The following is a 17057-nucleotide window of genomic DNA, read 5'->3' on the forward strand; positions in this document are numbered from 1 at the left end:
GGCGGCATCTGCTACGGCTTCGCGCCGGACGACACCATCTGCGACGGCGACAAGTATTTCTGGGTACAGGCCGAAAGCTTCGCGGCCGCCGCGCTGCTGGCCGTACGCACCGGGAACGCGGCGTACTGGGACTGGTACGAACGCATCTGGGCGTACAGCTGGCGGCACTTCGTCGACCACGAGCACGGCGCCTGGTACCGCATCCTCGGCCCGGACAACCGCAAGCTCACCGACGAAAAGAGCCCGGCCGGCAAGACCGATTACCACACGATGGGCGCCTGCTACGACGTGCTGCGCGCGCTGGAGCTGCCGCGATGAGCGCCCTGCCGCGCTTTGTCGCTGCGGGCGAGGCCCTGACCGACCTGCTGGCGACGGGTCCCGGCACGTGGACGAGCCAGACGGGCGGCTCGACGTGGAACGTGGCGCGCGTCGCCGCCCGCCTCGGCATCCCGAGCGCGTTCGCGGGCGCCGTCAGCCGCGACGTGTTCGGCGCCGAACTGGCGGCCGCGAATACGGTCGCGGGCCTGGACGACCGCTTCCTGCAACAGGTCGACCGGCCGCCGCTGCTGGCCGTCGTGCATGAACGCCATCCGCCCCGCTACTTCTTCATCGGCACCGACAGCGCCGACCTGCACTTCGATCCGCGCCGGCTGCCGGACGGGTGGCGGGAGAAGGCCGAGTGGGTCCACTTCGGCGGCATCAGCCTCGCGCGCGCGCCGCTCGCGGGCACGCTCGTCGCGCTCGCGCGGGAGCTCCGGCGGCGCGGCACGAAGATCAGCTACGACCCGAACTACCGCGCGCTGATGGACGAGAGCTACGACGCGACGCTGCGCAAGATGGTCGGCCTGGCGGACGTCGTCAAGGTGTCGGACGAAGACCTGCGCGGGCTGTTCCGGCACGACGACCTCGATGCGGCGTTTGCCGCGCTGCGTTCCTGGAATCCGGCCGCGACCTACCTGTACACGCGCGGCGGCGACGGCGCCCACCTCGTCCGGCCGGACGGCGTGTGGCGCGCCGCCGCGCCCCGCGTGCACGTCGTCGACACGGTCGGCGCCGGCGACGCCAGCATCGGCGCCCTGCTCTACAGCCTCATGACGTGGCCGGAACGCGCCGGCGGCAGCCACCTGCGCTTCGCCGTCGCCGCCGGCACCGCCGCCTGCCGCGCGGCCGGGGCCCAGCCGCCGCCGCTGGAGGCCGTGCTGGCGCTGGCCGACGCCATCGCCGTCCAGCGCGAGGAGGCCCGCGTATGATCCGCCGCCTCGCATTCTTGCTTGCCGCGCTCGCCCTGCACGCGGCGCACGCCCAGGACGTCGTCCCCGCGAGCCGGGTCAGCGTCGCGTCGCCCGATGGCCGCCTCGTCCTCGACTTCTATCAGGCGCGCCTGGCCGGCGACAAGCGCGAGCTGCACTACAGCGTGCGCTACAAGGACCGGACGGTCATCCGCGACTCGCGCCTGGACCTGGAGCTGGACAACCACCTGTCCGAGAGCGCCATGGCGCTGCCGGTCGACCGCCACGCGCACTGGTTCGAGAACCTGGCCATCACGGGCGTGACGAAGGCGGCGCACGACAGCACGTGGCACCCCGTCACCGGCGAGCGTTCGACGATCCGCGACCGCTACAACACGGCGACGGTCGCGATGGTCAAGGACGACAATCCGATCTATAAGATGGCGCTCGAGATCCGCGCCTACGACGAAGGCGTGGCGCTGCGCTACGTCTTCCCCGAAAACGAAAAGGGCACCTACTACCGCATCACGCAGGAAAACACCGAATTCGCGCTGCCGCCCGGCACCCGGGCGTGGTATCACGGCTGGGCGCAGGCGCCGTACACGTTGCTGCCGCTGGCGGACTGGCCGGACGAATCGGAACGTCCGCTGACCCTGCAGCTGCCGGGCGGCCTGCACGTGGCCCTGCTGGAAGCGGGCATGGTCGATTATGCGCGCAGCAAATTCCGCCTGAGCGCGACGCGGCCGGACACGCTGGTGACCTCGATGCACGGCGGCGCCGACCTGATCTCTCCGTTCGCCACGCCGTGGCGCGGCATCATGGTGGCCGAGACGCCCGGCGCCCTGATCGAGCACGACGACTTCATCCTCAACCTGAACGACGCGTCGCACATCGCGGACACGGGCTGGATCCGGCCCGGCAAGATCATGCGCGTGATGACGCAGACGACGAAGGACGCGAAGGCGAACGTCGACTTCGCCGCCCGCCACGGTTTGCAGTACATCCTGTTCGACTGGAAGTGGTACGGCAACGCGTTCTCGTTCGACGCCGATGCGACGAAGGTTGCGATTCCCGACTTCGACCTGCCGGAGATCATCCGCTACGCCAGGAACAAGGGCATCGGCGTGTGGCTGTACGTGAACCAGCAGGCGCTGCTCGCGCAGTCCGACACCCTGTTCCAGACCTACCGCGACTGGGGCGTGAAAGGCGTCAAGTTCGGCTTCGTGCAGGTCGGCTCGCACCGCTGGACGACGTGGATCGAAAAGGCGATCCGCCAGGCGGCGGACGCGCACATCATGGTCAACATCCACGACGACTGGCGCCCGACGGGCGAGCAGCGCACGTGGCCGAACCTGCTGACGGCCGAAGGCATCCGCGGCAACGAGGAGATGCCGGATGCGACGCACAACACGGTGCTGCCGTTCACGCGCTTCCTCGCCGGCGCCGCCGACTACACGTTCTGCTACTACAGCCCGCGCATCAGGACGACGCATGCGCACCAGCTGGCGCTCGCCACGATCTATTACAGTCCGCTGCAGACGCTGTACTGGTACGACCGCCCGGCCGATTCGCACGACGAGCCGGAACTGGAATTCTGGGACCGCCTGCCGACGACGTGGGACGAGACCCGCGTGCTGCAGGGCAGCCCCGGCCAGTTCATCACCACGGCGCGCCGCCACGGCGACCAGTGGTTCGTCGGCACGATCACGAACACGGACCGCCGCACGCTGAAGGTCGCCCTTGACTTCCTGGCGCCCGGCAAACAGTATCTCGCCACGATCTACGCGGACGATCCTGCGGCGCCCACCAGTACGAAGGTCGGCCTGCGCACCGTGCGCGTGGACGCGAAGACGGTCATCGAGGCGCCGCTGGCGGCGTCCGGCGGCCAGGCGATCTGGCTGCGGCCGGCGCAATAACGATAGCGAGGAGACAACCATGACAACGCGACAATCGCACTTCCGCTTCCTGTGCGGCTTCGTCTACATCTACTTCTTCGCCCAGGCGATGAGCATTTCGCTGCTCGCGCTGTGGCTGCGCTCGACCCTCAAGCTGTCGGGCACCGAGACGGGCATCGTGTTCTCGGCGAACTTCGCCGCCGCGATGTGCTCGCAACCGATCTACGGCTTCGTGTCCGATCGCGTCGGGACCCGCCGCAACATCCTGTGGACCGTCGCGGCGCTCGTCGCGCTGTCCGGCCTGTTCTTCACGATGGTCTACGCGCCGCTGCTCAAGGCGCACATCCTGCTGGGCGCCGCCGTCGGCGGGCTGTACCTGGGCATCACGTTCATCGCCGGCAGCTATGCGATCGAATCGTACGTCGACCGCATCGGCCGCCGCGACGGCTTCGAATACAGCCGCGTGAGGCTGTGGGGCTCGCTGGGCTTCGCCAGCGCCGCCATGTTCAGCGGCCGGATCTACAACGTCGACCCGGGCATCAATTTCGCGCTCGCGTCGTGCGCCGGCGTGCTGATGCTCGTGCTGCTGGCCGTGTGGCGCACGGGCCCCGACGGCACCGAGGTCCGCGCCCGGGAAGGCGTGCGGCTGGGCGAAGCGTTCGCCCTGCTGCGCATGCCGGGCTTCTGGCGCTTCATGGTGTTCGTGCTGGGCGTGACGAACCTCTACCTCGTGTTCGACCAGCAGTTCTCCAACTACTTCGCGTCGCTGTTTCCCGACGTGGCGACGGGCGCCGCCATGTTCGGCTACCTGAATTCGACCCAGATCTTCCTCGAGGCCGGCGGCCTGTTCCTCGCGCCGCTGCTCGTGCGCCGCATCGGGGCCAAGAACGGCCTGCTGCTGGCCGGCGCCATCATGCTCGTGCGGATCACGGGTTCCGGCCTCGCGGCCGGTCCGCTGTCGATCTCCGCGATGAAGCTGCTGCATTCGGTGGAACTGCCGATCCTGGCCGTCTCGATCTTCCGCTACATCGCGCGCCACTTCGACAACCGGTTCGCGTCGACCGTGTACATGGTGGGCGTGAGCTTCGGCCACTCGATCGGCCTGGCCGCGCTGTCGCCTCTCGCCGGCATCGGCTACGACAGCATCGGCTATTCCGCCACCTATCTGTCGATGGCCGGCATGGGCCTCGTCTTCCTCATCCTGTCCGCCGTGTTCCTGCTGCCGACGCCGCCGGAGACGACCGCGTCCCCCGCAACGCCGCTCGCGGAACCGGCAAAATGAACCGTCAAGGAGTTCGCATGTCTTCCCCCCTCAACCCGGCCCCGATCGAGCCGCTGAACACCGGCGCCCTGCCGCCGCACTGGAACGCCGGCGTCGACAAGGCCGCCATCGAGCGCGCGATCGACCGCGCGCTGGACGCCGTCGACCGCAACCTCGCGCATTTCGGCGACGCCTTCCCGATGCCGTCATCGAAGAACGGCGTCTATGCCGCGATGGACAATACGGAATGGACGAACGGTTTCTGGACCGGCATGCTGTGGCTCGCGTACGAACTGACTGGCGCCGCACGCTACCGCGATGCGGCCCTGCGCCACGTCGCCAGCTTCCACGCGCGCCAGCGCGAACGCATCAACGTCGACCACCACGACCTCGGCTTCCTGTACAGCCTCTCGTGCGTGGCGGGTTACCAGTTGACGGGCGAGCCGCAGGCCGCGGAGGCGGCCCTCGGCGCCGCACGCCTGCTGCTGCAGCGCTACCTGCCCGGCGCCGGCATCATCCAGGCCTGGGGGGAACTGAGCGACCCGGCCCAGCGCGGGCGCATGATCATCGACTGCAACCTGAACCTGCCGCTGCTGTACTGGGCCAGCGACTACACGGGCGACCCGGCGTTCCGCGCGGCGGCCGACCGCCACATCGAAGCGGCCGCGCGCCACATCGTGCGCGCCGACGGCTCCACGTTCCACACCTTCTTCTTCGACCCGGCCAGCGGCGCCCCGCTGCACGGCAAGACGCACCAGGGCCATGCGGACGATTCGTGCTGGGCGCGCGGCCAGGCGTGGGGGATCTCGGGCTTCCCGCTCGTCTACCGCCACAACGGCGACGGCCGCCTCGTCGACCTGGCGAAGGTGCTGGCCAACTACTTCCTGAATCGCCTGCCGCAGGACGGCATCTGCTACTGGGACCTCGTCTTCACGGCGGGCCCGGAACCGCGCGACAGCTCGGGCGCCGCGATCGCCGCCTGCGGCCTGCTGGAGCTGGCGCAGCACCTGCCGCTGGCCGACCCGCTGCGCGCCCCGTACGAACGCGCCGCCGCCGGCATGGTGGCCACGCTGGCCAACGATTACGCGGACACGAGCGGCACCCCTGGCGCCGGCCTGCTGAAGCATGGCGTGTACCACAAGCCGAACGGGGTCGGCGTGGACGAGGCCTGCATCTGGGGCGATTATTTCTACCTGGAGGCGCTCGTGCGCCTCACGCGCACGTGGCGACCCTACTGGTGACGGTCAATCGACCGCTTCGGTCGACTCCCGCTCGACGAGCGTGTACGGCATCAGCCGGTGCTGCGGCATGTACGACTGGCCGGCACGGCGCGAGCGGATGTGCTCCACCAGCAGCGCGACGGCGCTGCGCGCCATCTCCGTGATCGGCTGGTGGATGGTCGTCAGCTCCGGCCACACGGTCGTCGCGACGGGCGTGTCGTCGAAGCCGCAGACGGCGATGTCGTCCGGGACCTGCAGATGCATGCCGTGAGCGACGGCGATGACGGCCGCCGCCATGTCGTCGTTGCTGGCGAAGATCGCCGTCGGCCTGGTCGGATGGGCCAGCAGCTCGCGCGCCGCCAGCAGGCCGGAACGGTACGTGAACATGCCTTGCGCGACGCGCTCGGCGGGCACGTGGTGGCCGGCTTCGCGCATGGCGTCGATGAATGCCTGGTAGCGCAGCTGCGCCGGGGTGTGTTCCGGGTCGCCCTTGATGAAGCCGATGTCCGTGTGGCCGAGCGCCAGCAGGTGCTTCGTCATCGTCAGCGCGCCTTCGTAGTCGTCGATGCGCACGGCCGACATCTGCGGCGACGGTTTCGCGGTCGCCACGGCCACCGACGGAATGCCCAGTTCTCCCAGCTGCTTGAGGGCGGCCTTGGAGTCGCACAGCGGCGGCGGCACGAGGATGCCGTCGGCGCCGTCCGCGATCAGGCGGTCGATCGCCTTGCGCTGGCTGCGCAGGTTGTCGCAGTTCTCGAGGATCAGGTGGGCGCCCGTCTGGCTGCACTCGCCGAGGGCGCCGACGAGGAACGCACTGAGGAAGGCGGCGCTCGGGTTGCTGTACAACAGACCGACGCGCAAGGTACCGATGCGCGCCGCGCGTGCCGCCACGTTGACCTGGTAGTTCAGTTCCTGGATCGCGCGGTTGACCTTTTCCCGCGTCTTGTCGCTGACGCTGGCATTGCCGTTGATGACGCGCGAGACGGTCATCGCCGAGACGCCGGCCTTTTGCGCCACGTCCCATACCGTCGCGCCGCCGGAAGAGCGGTCGCCCTGCTTGGATTCACTACCCATTGAATTATTGTCCTGTAGTCTGTCGTTCCGGCGATGTTATCGATTTCAAGCCGTATATGTTGTATCACATGATACCGCCGGGCCAGCGGAAACGCCACTTGTGACAAGCGGCCATGGCCGACGCACCCGCCCCGGTCCGCCCTTATGCGGTCCGGATAGCCTTGATAGCGTCTATCTTCGAATGCTACCATGAGATCGATAACAACCCAAGGAGACCGTTTTGCCCGCCTCACCCATCGTCCACTCGCCCGCCCCCGCACGGACGCGGATCGCCGCCGCCGTGCTGCTTGCCGCCGCCGCCGTCGCGGGCTGCCGCAGCGTGGCCCAGCCCGCGCCCGCCACGCCCGCCGCCCTCGCGGCCGCGCCGTGGATCGCCGACCTCGGCGACGGCCGCTATCGCAATCCCGTCCTGCACGCCGACTATTCCGATCCGGACGTGATCCGCGTCGGCGACACGTTCTACATGACGGCGTCCAGCTTCAACAACACGCCCGGCCTGCCGCTGCTGGAGTCCCGTGACCTCGTGAACTGGACGCTCGTCGGCCATGCCCTGCCCCGCCTCGAGCCGGCCGCCGTATTCGCCCGCCCGCAGTACGGCAAGGGCGTGTGGGCGCCGTGCCTGCGCTGGCACGACGGGCGCTTCTGGATCTTCTACCCCGACCCCGACTACGGCGTGTACGTCATGACGGCCGAGCATTTCGCCGGCCCGTGGAGCGCGCCGCGCCTGCTGCTGGCCGGGCGCGGCATCATCGACCCCGCGCCCTTGTGGGACGACGACGGCAAGGCGTACCTGATGCACGCGTGGGCGAAGAGCCGCGCCGGCATCAACAACGTGCTGACCCTGCGCCGCATGGACCCGCAGGCGACGCGCATGCTGGACGACGGCGGCAAGGTCGTCATCGACGGCGGCCGCTATCCCGGCTACCACACGGTCGAAGGGCCCAAGCTCTACAAGGCCAACGGGTATTACTACGTGTTCGCGCCGGCGGGCGGCGTCGAGATGGGCTGGCAGGCCGTGTTCCGCGCGCGCTCGATCGACGGCCCGTACGAGGTCCGCCGCGTGATGGACCAGGGCGACACGCCCGTCAACGGCCCGCACCAGGGCGCGTGGGTCGATGCGCCGGACGGCAAGGACTGGTTCGTCCACTTCCAGGACAAGGGGGCCTACGGCCGCGTCGTGCACCTGCAGCCGATGCGCTGGGAAGGCGGCTGGCCCGTCATCGGCGCGCCGGGACGCAAGCCCGGCACGGGCGAACCGGTCATCACGTACACGAAGCCGGTCCAGGGCTTCGGCCCCGCCGCGCCGGCGACGAGCGACGCATTCGACGGCACCACGCTCGGCCCGCAGTGGCAATGGGGCGCGAACCCGGCGCCCGGCTGGTATTCGCTGACCGACCATCCGGGCCACCTGCGCCTGGCCACGCAGGTCGTGCCGGAGGCCGACGGCCAAGTGCGCGCGGCGGGATCGATCCTGACGCAGAAGGCGCCCGCGTCGCGCTTCATCGTCGAGACGCGCGTGCGCCTGGCCGGCGCCGTGGATGGCGATCGCGCGGGGCTGATCGTCAATGCGATGCAGTACACGTGGCTGGGGCTGCGCCGCAGCGGCGGCCGGACTGATCTCGTGCGCACCGTGTGCGGCCCGTTCGGACCGCGCTGCCGCGAGGAGTCCACCGTGGTGCTGGCCGACGCGCCGGCCGAACTGACCCTGCGCATGGCGATGAACGAGAATGCGTTCGTCGGCTTTTCGTACAGCCTCGATGGCCGCGAATTCAAGCCGGCGGGCGACGCGTTTCCCGTCACGCGCGGCACGTGGGTCGGCGCGCAGGTGGGCCTGTTCAGCGTGGGCACGCGCGCGCGCGCGCAGCCGTCGTACCTGGAAGCCGATTTCTTCAACGTGACGGCGCCCGGCCCGGGTCCGTACTGACGGCTCGGGGAGCGGCCGGGACGACCCGGCCGCGACGTTCACGGCGCCCGCGTGGGCGTCTCCCGGATTGCGACAACGGCCACCGACTTCGCCGGAAGCGTCATGCGCAGCTTGCCGTGCACGGCGCGCGCCGCGAACGGAACGGGCGCCGCAGATGCCTGGGCCGCGAGGGTCCGGTGCGCATCCGTCGCTGGCGCGGCCAGCACGCTGCCGCGGGCGCCGCGGGTTTCGGCGCCCGTCACGCCGACGAGGACGTCCACCGCGGCGTCCGGATCCGGGTTGACGAGCGACAGGTACAGGATGCCATCCGGGGCCCGCGCGGCCGAAGCGCTGACCGCCGGCGCGGCGGCGGCGGCCCGCGCATCCCGCTCGACCCGCACGGGCAGCGCGACCGCGCCCTGGAACGGCGCGTGCATCCTGAACGCGTGATAGGTCGGCGTCAGCACGATACCGTCGCCTGCCGCCACGATCAGCGCAAGGTCCGCCGGCGCCATGCTCGCCATGGCCAGGCGGCCGGCGCGCGCGTGGAACACGTGGAACCGCAACGCTGCGGCAAGCGCATCGCCCATCGCATCCGGCCGCCGTCCAGGCCTCCCGTCGGGCCGGGCGCGCCATTCGTCGACGACGAGCTGCACCTTCCGTGCCGGATCGTCGCCGTCGAGCGCGGCGATATGCTGCGCGATGACCGCGTCGGCGCCGTCGACCGCGCCCGTCCCGGCGTCGTGGATGGCGATCGCATCGCGATAGTCGCGTATGCGCTCTTTCTTGCCGACTTCCGCCGTCCATGCGGGATCGCCGCCGCTGGCGACGAGCCTGGGCGGCGTGCCGCTTCGCGCCTTGATGAAGACCGCGTACTGGTTGTACAAGTCCGCGTAGTAGTCGGCCTTCATGTCGCCGCCGCAGCCCCAGCTCTCGTTGCCGACGCCGACATACGCGACCTTGAACGGCCTCGGATGCCCGTTCTTCGCCCGCAGCTGCGCCAGCGTCGAGTCACCGTCCGCCGTCATGTATTCGATCCAGTCCGCCGCCTCGCGGGGCGAGCCCGTGCCGACGTTCGCGACCACGTGCGCGTCCGCGCCGACCTGCTCGGCCAGGTCGAAGAATTCGTGGGTGCCGACGGCATCCCCGTGCACGCCGATGCCGTCGCGCCAATGGTAGGCATCGGCCGCGCATCCGCCCGGCCAGCGCATGACCGGGACGTGGAGCGCCTTGAGCGCGTCGACCATGTCCTTGCGCCAGCCGCGGATATTTGCGATCGGCGACCCCGGCCCCACCCACATCGCGCCGCCGCCAAGTCCGATGGACTGGCCATAGAGGTCCTTGTTGATCACCGGTCCGGGGTGGACCGCGTCGATGGTGACGGCGACCTGCGGCGCCGCGGCGGCCGTCGCCGCGAGCATCGATAACCCGAGCACCGCGCGCTTGATCGATTTCATGCTGCTTCCTTCTGTAAAAAAACCGGCCCGGCTCACTCGTCGATCGCCAGCACGGCAACCGACTTCGCAGGCAGCCTGACGACGAGCTTCCCATGGTCCGCGCTCGCCCGCAGCGGCGCCGGCAACACGGCATCCGGCGCGGCGAAGGTGTTGTGCGCGTCCATCGTGGACGCGGTCAGGACGCTCCCCTGCGCCGCCACGGCCTGCGCGCCGGCCACCTGCACCGCAACGTCGACCGCGTCGTGCGGGTCGGCGTTCACCAGTCCGAGGTGCAGCTTGCCGTCCTTGCCGCGCGCGGCCGAGACGCTGACGGCCGGGATGGCCGTCGCGCCGAAGCGGTATTGCGGATCGCCGGCGACCTTCACCGGCAACGCGGTCGCATCCTGGAACGGCACGTACATCCTGAATACGTGATAGGTCGGCGTCAGCACCATCCGGTCGCCGTCGGTCAGGATCATCGCCTGCAGGACGTTCACCATCTGCGCGATGTTGGCCATGCTCACGCGCGCGGCGTGCGCATGGAAGATGTGGAAGTGCAGCGCCGCCACGAGCGCGTCGCGCAGGGAATTCTGCTGCTGCAGGAAGCGCGGGTTGGTGCCCGGCGTGGGATCGTACCAGGTGCCCCATTCGTCGACCGCGATGGTGTACTTCTTTCCGGGATCGGTCTCGTCGAGCCGGGCGACGTTCGCGGCGATGAGGTCGTCCATATGCAGGGCATCCTTCAGCGCCGAGATCCATTGGTCCTCGCCGAAGCCGGTCGCCGCGCCCTTCGTTTTTCCGCCCCGGCCCGGCACCGTGTAGTAGTGCAGGCTGATCGCGCTCGCGTTCGCGCGGATGTGGCGGCTCAGGTAATCGGTCCAGGCGACGTCGCCATCCAGGCCGCCGGCGGCGATGAGCGCCGGCATGGCGTCCGGCGTCGTCCGCACGAACGTCGCGTCGTGGTTGTACAAGTCGGTGTAGTGGCGCGCCGTCATATTGCCGCCGCATCCCCAGCTCTCGTTGCCGAGACCAAAGAACGCCACCTTGAACGGTGCGGGATGGCCGTTCCGGGCACGCAATCGGGCGAGGGATGACTGGCCGTCCGCCGTCATGTACTCGATCCATTCCGCGATTTCGCGCGCCGAGCCCGTGCCGACGTTGCCGTTGACGTAAGCCGCGGTCCCGAGCTGGTCGACGAGGTCGAAGAACTCGTGCGTGCCGACGGCATTGGTTTCCTTGACGCCGCCCCAGTTGGCGTTGATCTTGACGGGCCGCCGGTCGCGCGGGCCAATGCCGTCGCGCCAGGCGTAATCGTCCGCGAAGCAGCCGCCGGGCCAGCGCACCACCGGGACGTGCAGCGCCTTCAGCGCGCCGACGGCATCGTCGCGCCAGCCGCGGGTATTCGGGATCGGCGATTCGGGGCCGACCCACAGGCCGCCGTACACGCCGGTGCCGAGATGCTCGACGAACTGGCCGTACACATTCCTGTTGATGACCGGCCCCGGACGGGCCGCGTCGATCTCGACGTCCACTTGCTGGGTTGCACAGGCCATCGCCGCGGCGCACATGCCGGCGGCAATGACGGGAAGGCGGATCCACTTCATGACGCAATCCTTGGTTCTTGAAACGACCGGGCGCAGAAACGGCCGGACCGTACCGGCCGGCAGCGCCCGATACGGTCCGGCGCCGGCCGCGGGATGCGGCCGGCACGCTGGCTGTTACGCGTTCCGGCGATCAGAACTTGTAACGCAGGCCCACGCTGAACGTGCGGCCATTCTCGAAGTGCTGCAGCTCGCGGCCCGTCTCGTAGGTCTGCGCTTCGCCGATGAAGCGGTTCGGCGCCTTGTCGGTGAGGTTGGACGCGGTGAAGGCGAGGGTCGCGTGGTCGTCGATCGCGTAGTTGAGCGACGCGTCGAGCAGGCCATAGCCCGCGATGTAGCCGCTGCCCAGCGGCGTCAGCGGGTTCACGCCGCCCCACAGCTGGGACGAGCGCCACGTGTACACGAGGCGCGCCGACAGCTTCTTGTCCTCGTACATGCCGGTGACGCTGTAGCTGTTCTTCGACACGAACGGCTGCTGGGTCGTCAGGAAGACCGGCGCCGCCGCGGTGCCCGCGTTGACGGGATTGGACGTGTCGACGTAGGTGTACGAACCCGATACGCCGAAGTTCTTCAGCCAGTTGTAGCTGTTATTGAAGAACCATTGGCCCGACACTTCGATACCGCGTGCGAAGCCCGGTTCCGCGTTCACCGGCCGCGTGACCAGGTATTGGCCGCCCGAGCAGGTATTGGACGTCGTGCCGGCATACGGCGCGACGAGCGGCACCGTCATGCATTGCGCGAGGTTGCTGAAGAAGCCCTTGATCTTCTTGTCGAACACGGCGGCCGACACGTAGTTCGTCGCGTTGAAATAGCGCTCGAGCGAGAAGTCGAAGCTGTCGGCGATCTGCGGACGCAGGCTGCCGTTCCCCATGTTGCCCGTACCGTCGACGTTGGCGTTGATGAACGGATTCAGCGAGCCCAGGTCGGGGCGCGTCATTCCGCGGCCATAGCCGAAGCGTGCCAGGAAATCCTTCTGGATGTCGTAGGTCGCGTTGAACGTCGGCAGGACGTTGGTGTAGGTCGTCGATTGCGGGAAGTCGACATACGTCAGCGCTGCCTGCGTGAAGTCGCGGTTGCGCGCCGTCGCCGACGACCTCGTACGCACCACGCGCACGCCGACATTGCCCTTGAGGCGTTCGTCCAGTCCCGAAAACTCGCCGACCAGATAAGCGGCCAGCGTGTTCTCGCTCATGAGACGGTGCGCCAGCGGGTTTTCCGCGAAGCTGCCCTCGGCCGGGATGCCGGCATTCGGGAACTGTCCGCGCACCTGGTTGCCGAGCAGCGCATCCGGATTGTAGACGAGATAGCCGCCCGCATAGCCGGCGGTGCCGTCCATGTAGTTCGACGGCGCGGCCTGCAGCACGCCCGTGTTGCCCGCCACCGAGATGCCGTTCGAACGGTCGGCCTTGAGCCCCGTGCCATCCGTCGTCAGCGAGCGGCCGAAGCCGTGGTCCATGAACAGGCTTTGCTGGTGCGCGAAACGCGTACCGAATTTCAGCTTGTCGAAGAAGCCGCGATCGAACGTGTAGGCGCCGTCCAGCGCGGCCGCGCCGCCCTTGTCGTCCCAGGTCAGGTAGGTGACCGGATACCAGTTGTAGACGAAGTTGCCCGGATCGGACAGGCTCGGACCGCTGATGGCGATCTGGTGCGGCAGGCCGTCCGCGACGCGCGACACGTCCCACGACAGGCCGGCCGCACCGGCCATTTCGACGCGGCGGTTGTCCTGCTTGCGGTCCGCCTTGATGTACGAGAAATCGGCCTTCAGCGACAGTGCGCTGGTCGGGCTCCACTCGACGCCGCCGGCGCCGATCCAGGTCGAGTACGGGCTGTGCTCGTCGCCGCCCCACGGCCGCACCTGCGAGTTCAGGAACGTCCCGCTCTGCAGGCGCTGGGTCGTCAGGATATCGTTGCTGCCGCCGTTGAAATTGCGGTTGGCGAGGCCCTCGGTGACGGCAAACGGCGCGGTCTGCAGGTTCTGGACATTGCCGCCGTTGTCGACGAAGACGAAGCGATAATTCTGGTGATACAGGTAACCGGTGTAGTTGGTCTCCACGTAGAACCGCAGGGTGTTGTCGACGCGGTAGTCGGCGGCGACGTTCAGGCCCTTACGCTGACGCATGATGGTTTCCTGGAACACGTTCGTGTTCACGGCCGGCGTCGAGATGATGTTGGCGACCTGGTCCGGCGTGAGTCCGGCCGTGTTCGGCATGTTGACGCCCACGGTCGGCGACGTGGCGAGGGTCGGCACGCTGGCGAGGTAGCTCACGTCGTTACGGCCGACGTACTTCGACATCGGCTTGCCCGGGTCGTTCGTGGTGTTCGATGCGGCCATGTTCGCGTATTCGGCGCTGTCGCCGCGGACGACGCGGCGGTAATCCGGCGCACGGTTGGCCGGCGTGCTGTCGGAACGCCCGGTGCTCTTCTGGAACGCGAACGCGGCCATGACGCCGATGCGCGAGCCGCCACCGAGGTCGAAGCGGTTGGCGAGCAAGCCGAACAATTCCGGATCGGTCTTCTTGGCCAGGTCGTTGTAGCGCGCATTCGTGCTCAGCGTGGCCGTCAGGCCCTTGAAGTCGCTCGGATTGCGGGTGCGGATATTCACCAGGCCGCCGATGGCGCCTTCGATGTGTTCGGCGGACGGATTCTTGTAGACGTCGACGCCGGCAATCATGCCGGGGATCGCGTCCTCGATATTGAACTCGCGTGCGCCGGCGGTGAAGTAGGCGCGGCCATTGACTTGCGATGCCGTCTGGCCCGCGAGGCCGCGGATGGTCAGGCCCGAGCCGTAGCCGGCCGGCGAAGCGCCCTCGCCGCCGTAGCGGTAGCCCTGCACGCCGGGAAGACGGGTCAGCGTCTCGGCCACGTTCGGGTCGGGCAGCTTGCCGATGTCCTCGGCCGTGATCGAATCCACGACTTCCATCGTATCGCGCTTGATGGCGACGGACGACTGGGCGCTGGCGCGCAGGCCCGTCACGACGACGGTGTTGGCGTTGGGGTCCACCTGCTGCGCGAACGCGTTGCCTGCGAAAGCCTGCGCGAGCGCCAGGGCCACGACCGACATTTTCGGTCCGATGTTGCGATGTTGATTCATTGTGTTCTCCTCCAGGATGCTGGTTTGCTGGTTATTGCCGGCTTGGGCTCATCGGGCACATTGGCCTCGCTGGGTGGTGCCGGCGTTTTAGGTATCGATAACAAATCTGCTTTGAATTATACGTGCCATCCTTCCTTGTATTAATGCCTTTGCGAAATATCATGTTCTTTGTGGTATTTGCACTACGCCGGGTGCTTGACAATCCCCCGGCGTAGTGCAGCCGTTCACTCGGCCGCGACCCGGTCGGCACGCACCGGCGCGAGCACGAAGCGATAACTGGCCGGCGCCAGCGGGATGCGGTACTTCACATGCGGCCGGCCGTCGAGACTCCACCCGGTGTCGCCGCCGACGCCGGCCTGCGCCATGTCGACCAGCACCGTGCCGTCGCCATGCGGCGCGATCTCGGAACTCTTCCACGTGCCGCGCGGCCGCAGGTACAGGTCCTCGTACGGGAATGCGAGCGCGTTGAACGAGAACGGCGTGTCGGCGCCCACCCGGATGCCGGCGCCGTCGGCGCTCTTCAACTGGAACCAGCGCACATCCGTCTTGTTGCCGCTTTCCTGCGGGCGGATGTAGCCGTGGTATTGGTCCGACACCTTGCCCGCGTACAGGCCGAGCGCGGAACCCGTCTTGCGGTCCGCGTACGATTCGTACGGGCCGCGGCCATACCAGGACAGCGTGTCGAGCGCGGGCAGGCTGTCGAAGCGCAGGCCCAGGCGCAGCGGGTCCGGCAGGTCGTCGCGCAGCGGCGTGAAGCTGGCGGCCACCTCGACGCTGCCGTCGACACGCATGCGATACACGTTTTCCCAGTGCGCCGCACCGGCGCCGAAGCTGAACAGCACGCGCACGCCGTCGCCCTCGACGGCCACGCCGCGCACCTTGCGCTGTTCCGTGAACGTCTGCCAGACCTTGTGGCTCTTGTCCACGCCCGCGCCCTCGTCGTTGTCCGTCAGGCCGCGCCAGAAATTCGGCGCGCCGCCCTTGAGCACCGTGCGCCCGGCCACCGTGTAGGTCACGAGGCCGGTGTCCGGCGCGACGCGCAACACGGCGTCGGCGGCGCGCAGTTCGACGGCACCGTCCGTGCGCACGGGGGCCACGGTCGCCGGCGCCTTGTGCGCGACCGCCGTCGACGGCAGCACGAACTGCGACCAGCCGACGACCGTGCCCTGCTCCACGCCCGGCGCCGCCGCGCGGCTGCGGGCCCGCACGGTCAGCACCCGTTCGCCTTCGCGGCCGGCGTCGGGCAGCGCGAGGGCGAGTTTCTGCCTGCCGCCTGCCGGCGTGGCCGCATCGGCCAGGGTGCCGTGCGCGACGACGACGCCGTCGCGCGCCAGTTCCCAGTCGAACGCCAGCTGCGACAGGTCGCGGAAATCGTAGCGGTTCACGACCTCGATGCTGCCTGCGGCCGGGTCGCCCTCGAACACGACGGGCGAATAGACTTTCTGCAGCTCGTAGTATTCCGGATCGGGCGTGCGGTCGGAACGCACGACGCCGTCGCCGACGACGCTGTTGTCGCCGCGCCCAGGATTCAGGTCGAAGCCGGATGCCCAGTACGTGCGGCCCTTGTCGTCGCGCGCGATGATGCTCTGGTCGACCCAGTCCCACACGAAGCCGCCCTGCAGCTTGCGGTGCGCGCGGATGACCTTCCAGTAGTCTTCCAGGTTGCCCAGCGAATTGCCCATCGCGTGGGCGTACTCGCACTGGATCATCGGCTGGCGGTAGGCCGGATCGAGCGCGTAGTCCTCCATCTTTTCGATGTCGTCGTACATGGGCGCGTAGATGTCGACGTAGGCGTTCGGCAGGTGTTCCTCGCCGATGGTCCCGTGCCCCAGGTAGCTGATCAGGCGCGTCGGATCGTTCTTGCGGATCCAGGCGGCGGCGTTCTCGAAGTTCGGTCCCGTGCCGGCCTCGTTCCCCAGCGACCAGAAGATGACGGACGGCGAATTCTTGTCCCGCTCCACCATGCGCGACACGCGGTCCAGGTGCGCGATGCGCCAGTGCGGCTTGTAGCCCAGCTGGATGGACGCGCGCGCCTCCGGCGTCGCAGCCTGGTCGCCCGCCTGCATGTAGCCGTGCGATTCCAGGTCCGCCTCGTCCATGATGTACAGGCCATATTCGTCGGCCAGGTCGTACCAGCGCGGATCGTTCGGGTAGTGCGACGCGCGCACGGCGTTGACGTTGGCGCGCTTCATCAGCTCGATGTCCTTGCGCATCGTCTCCATCGACATCACGCGCCACGTATGGGGGTCGTGCTCGTGCCGGTTGACGCCCTTGATCATCACGCGCCTGCCGTTCACCCGCACTTCGCCGTCCGCCACTTCGACGGTACGGAAGCCGATACGGCGGG

Annotated in this window: 11 protein-coding genes; 6 read left to right on the forward strand and 5 right to left on the reverse strand. The window is 68.6% G+C overall.

The features are described from left to right. From ASC93_RS32415 to ASC93_RS25295, 5 genes are all read left to right on the forward strand, one after another. Positions 1–318, forward strand: a 318-nt coding sequence (locus ASC93_RS32415) for an AGE family epimerase/isomerase (protein WP_229412872.1), incomplete at its 5' end; no start/stop codon positions are given. After that, positions 315–1250 carry a carbohydrate kinase gene (locus ASC93_RS25280; RefSeq protein ID WP_056449258.1) on the forward strand — a complete coding sequence of 312 codons (936 nt, stop codon included), beginning with the start codon at positions 315–317 and terminating at the stop codon, positions 1248–1250. The genes ASC93_RS32415 and ASC93_RS25280, both read left to right, overlap by 4 nt. Further along, the gene (locus tag ASC93_RS25285; protein WP_056449261.1) at positions 1247–3145 is read left to right on the forward strand and encodes a glycoside hydrolase family 97 protein; all 1899 of its coding nucleotides are present in this window, start codon (positions 1247–1249) and stop codon (positions 3143–3145) included. The genes ASC93_RS25280 and ASC93_RS25285 overlap by 4 nt, the downstream gene beginning before the upstream one ends. Positions 3146–3164: 19 nt before the next feature. Next, a complete protein-coding gene (locus tag ASC93_RS25290) occupies positions 3165–4406 on the forward strand; it encodes an oligosaccharide MFS transporter (protein WP_056449268.1) in 1242 nt (413 codons plus the stop codon). 17 nt (positions 4407–4423) lie between these two features. Beyond that, on the forward strand, positions 4424–5626 hold the full coding sequence (locus ASC93_RS25295) for a glycoside hydrolase family 88 protein (protein WP_082548334.1): 1203 nt from the start codon (positions 4424–4426) through the stop codon (positions 5624–5626). A 3-nt stretch (positions 5627–5629) separates the two neighbouring features. On the opposite strand, the gene ASC93_RS25300 is transcribed toward ASC93_RS25295, so the two are convergent. Next, on the reverse strand, positions 5630–6679 hold the full coding sequence (locus ASC93_RS25300; RefSeq protein WP_056449274.1) for a LacI family DNA-binding transcriptional regulator: 1050 nt from the start codon (positions 6677–6679) through the stop codon (positions 5630–5632). Between the two features lie 220 nt (positions 6680–6899). On the opposite strand from ASC93_RS25300, the gene ASC93_RS25305 reads away from it, so the two are divergent. Then, complete coding sequence (locus tag ASC93_RS25305) at positions 6900–8603, forward strand: glycoside hydrolase 43 family protein (RefSeq protein ID WP_229412873.1); 1704 nt, start codon at positions 6900–6902, stop codon at positions 8601–8603. Between the two features lie 38 nt (positions 8604–8641). Here ASC93_RS25305 and ASC93_RS25310 read toward each other — a convergent pair whose 3' ends face one another. The 4 genes from ASC93_RS25310 to ASC93_RS25325 all read right to left on the reverse strand — a co-directional run. Next, on the reverse strand, positions 8642–10039 hold the full coding sequence (locus tag ASC93_RS25310) for an alpha-L-arabinofuranosidase C-terminal domain-containing protein (protein WP_056449275.1): 1398 nt from the start codon (positions 10037–10039) through the stop codon (positions 8642–8644). A gap of 32 nt (positions 10040–10071) precedes the next feature. Further along, positions 10072–11622, reverse strand: a complete 1551-nt coding sequence (locus ASC93_RS25315; protein WP_056449278.1) for an alpha-N-arabinofuranosidase — start codon at positions 11620–11622, stop codon at positions 10072–10074. A gap of 130 nt (positions 11623–11752) precedes the next feature. Then, a complete protein-coding gene (locus ASC93_RS25320; protein ID WP_082548335.1) occupies positions 11753–14710 on the reverse strand; it encodes a TonB-dependent receptor in 2958 nt (985 codons plus the stop codon). A 224-nt stretch (positions 14711–14934) separates the two neighbouring features. After that, positions 14935–17057, reverse strand: a 2123-nt coding sequence (locus tag ASC93_RS25325) for a glycoside hydrolase family 2 TIM barrel-domain containing protein (protein WP_229412874.1), incomplete at its 5' end; no start/stop codon positions are given.

Source organism: Massilia sp. Root335 (assembly GCF_001425685.1).
In the GTDB taxonomy this organism is placed as follows: domain Bacteria; phylum Pseudomonadota; class Gammaproteobacteria; order Burkholderiales; family Burkholderiaceae_D; genus Telluria; species Telluria luteola.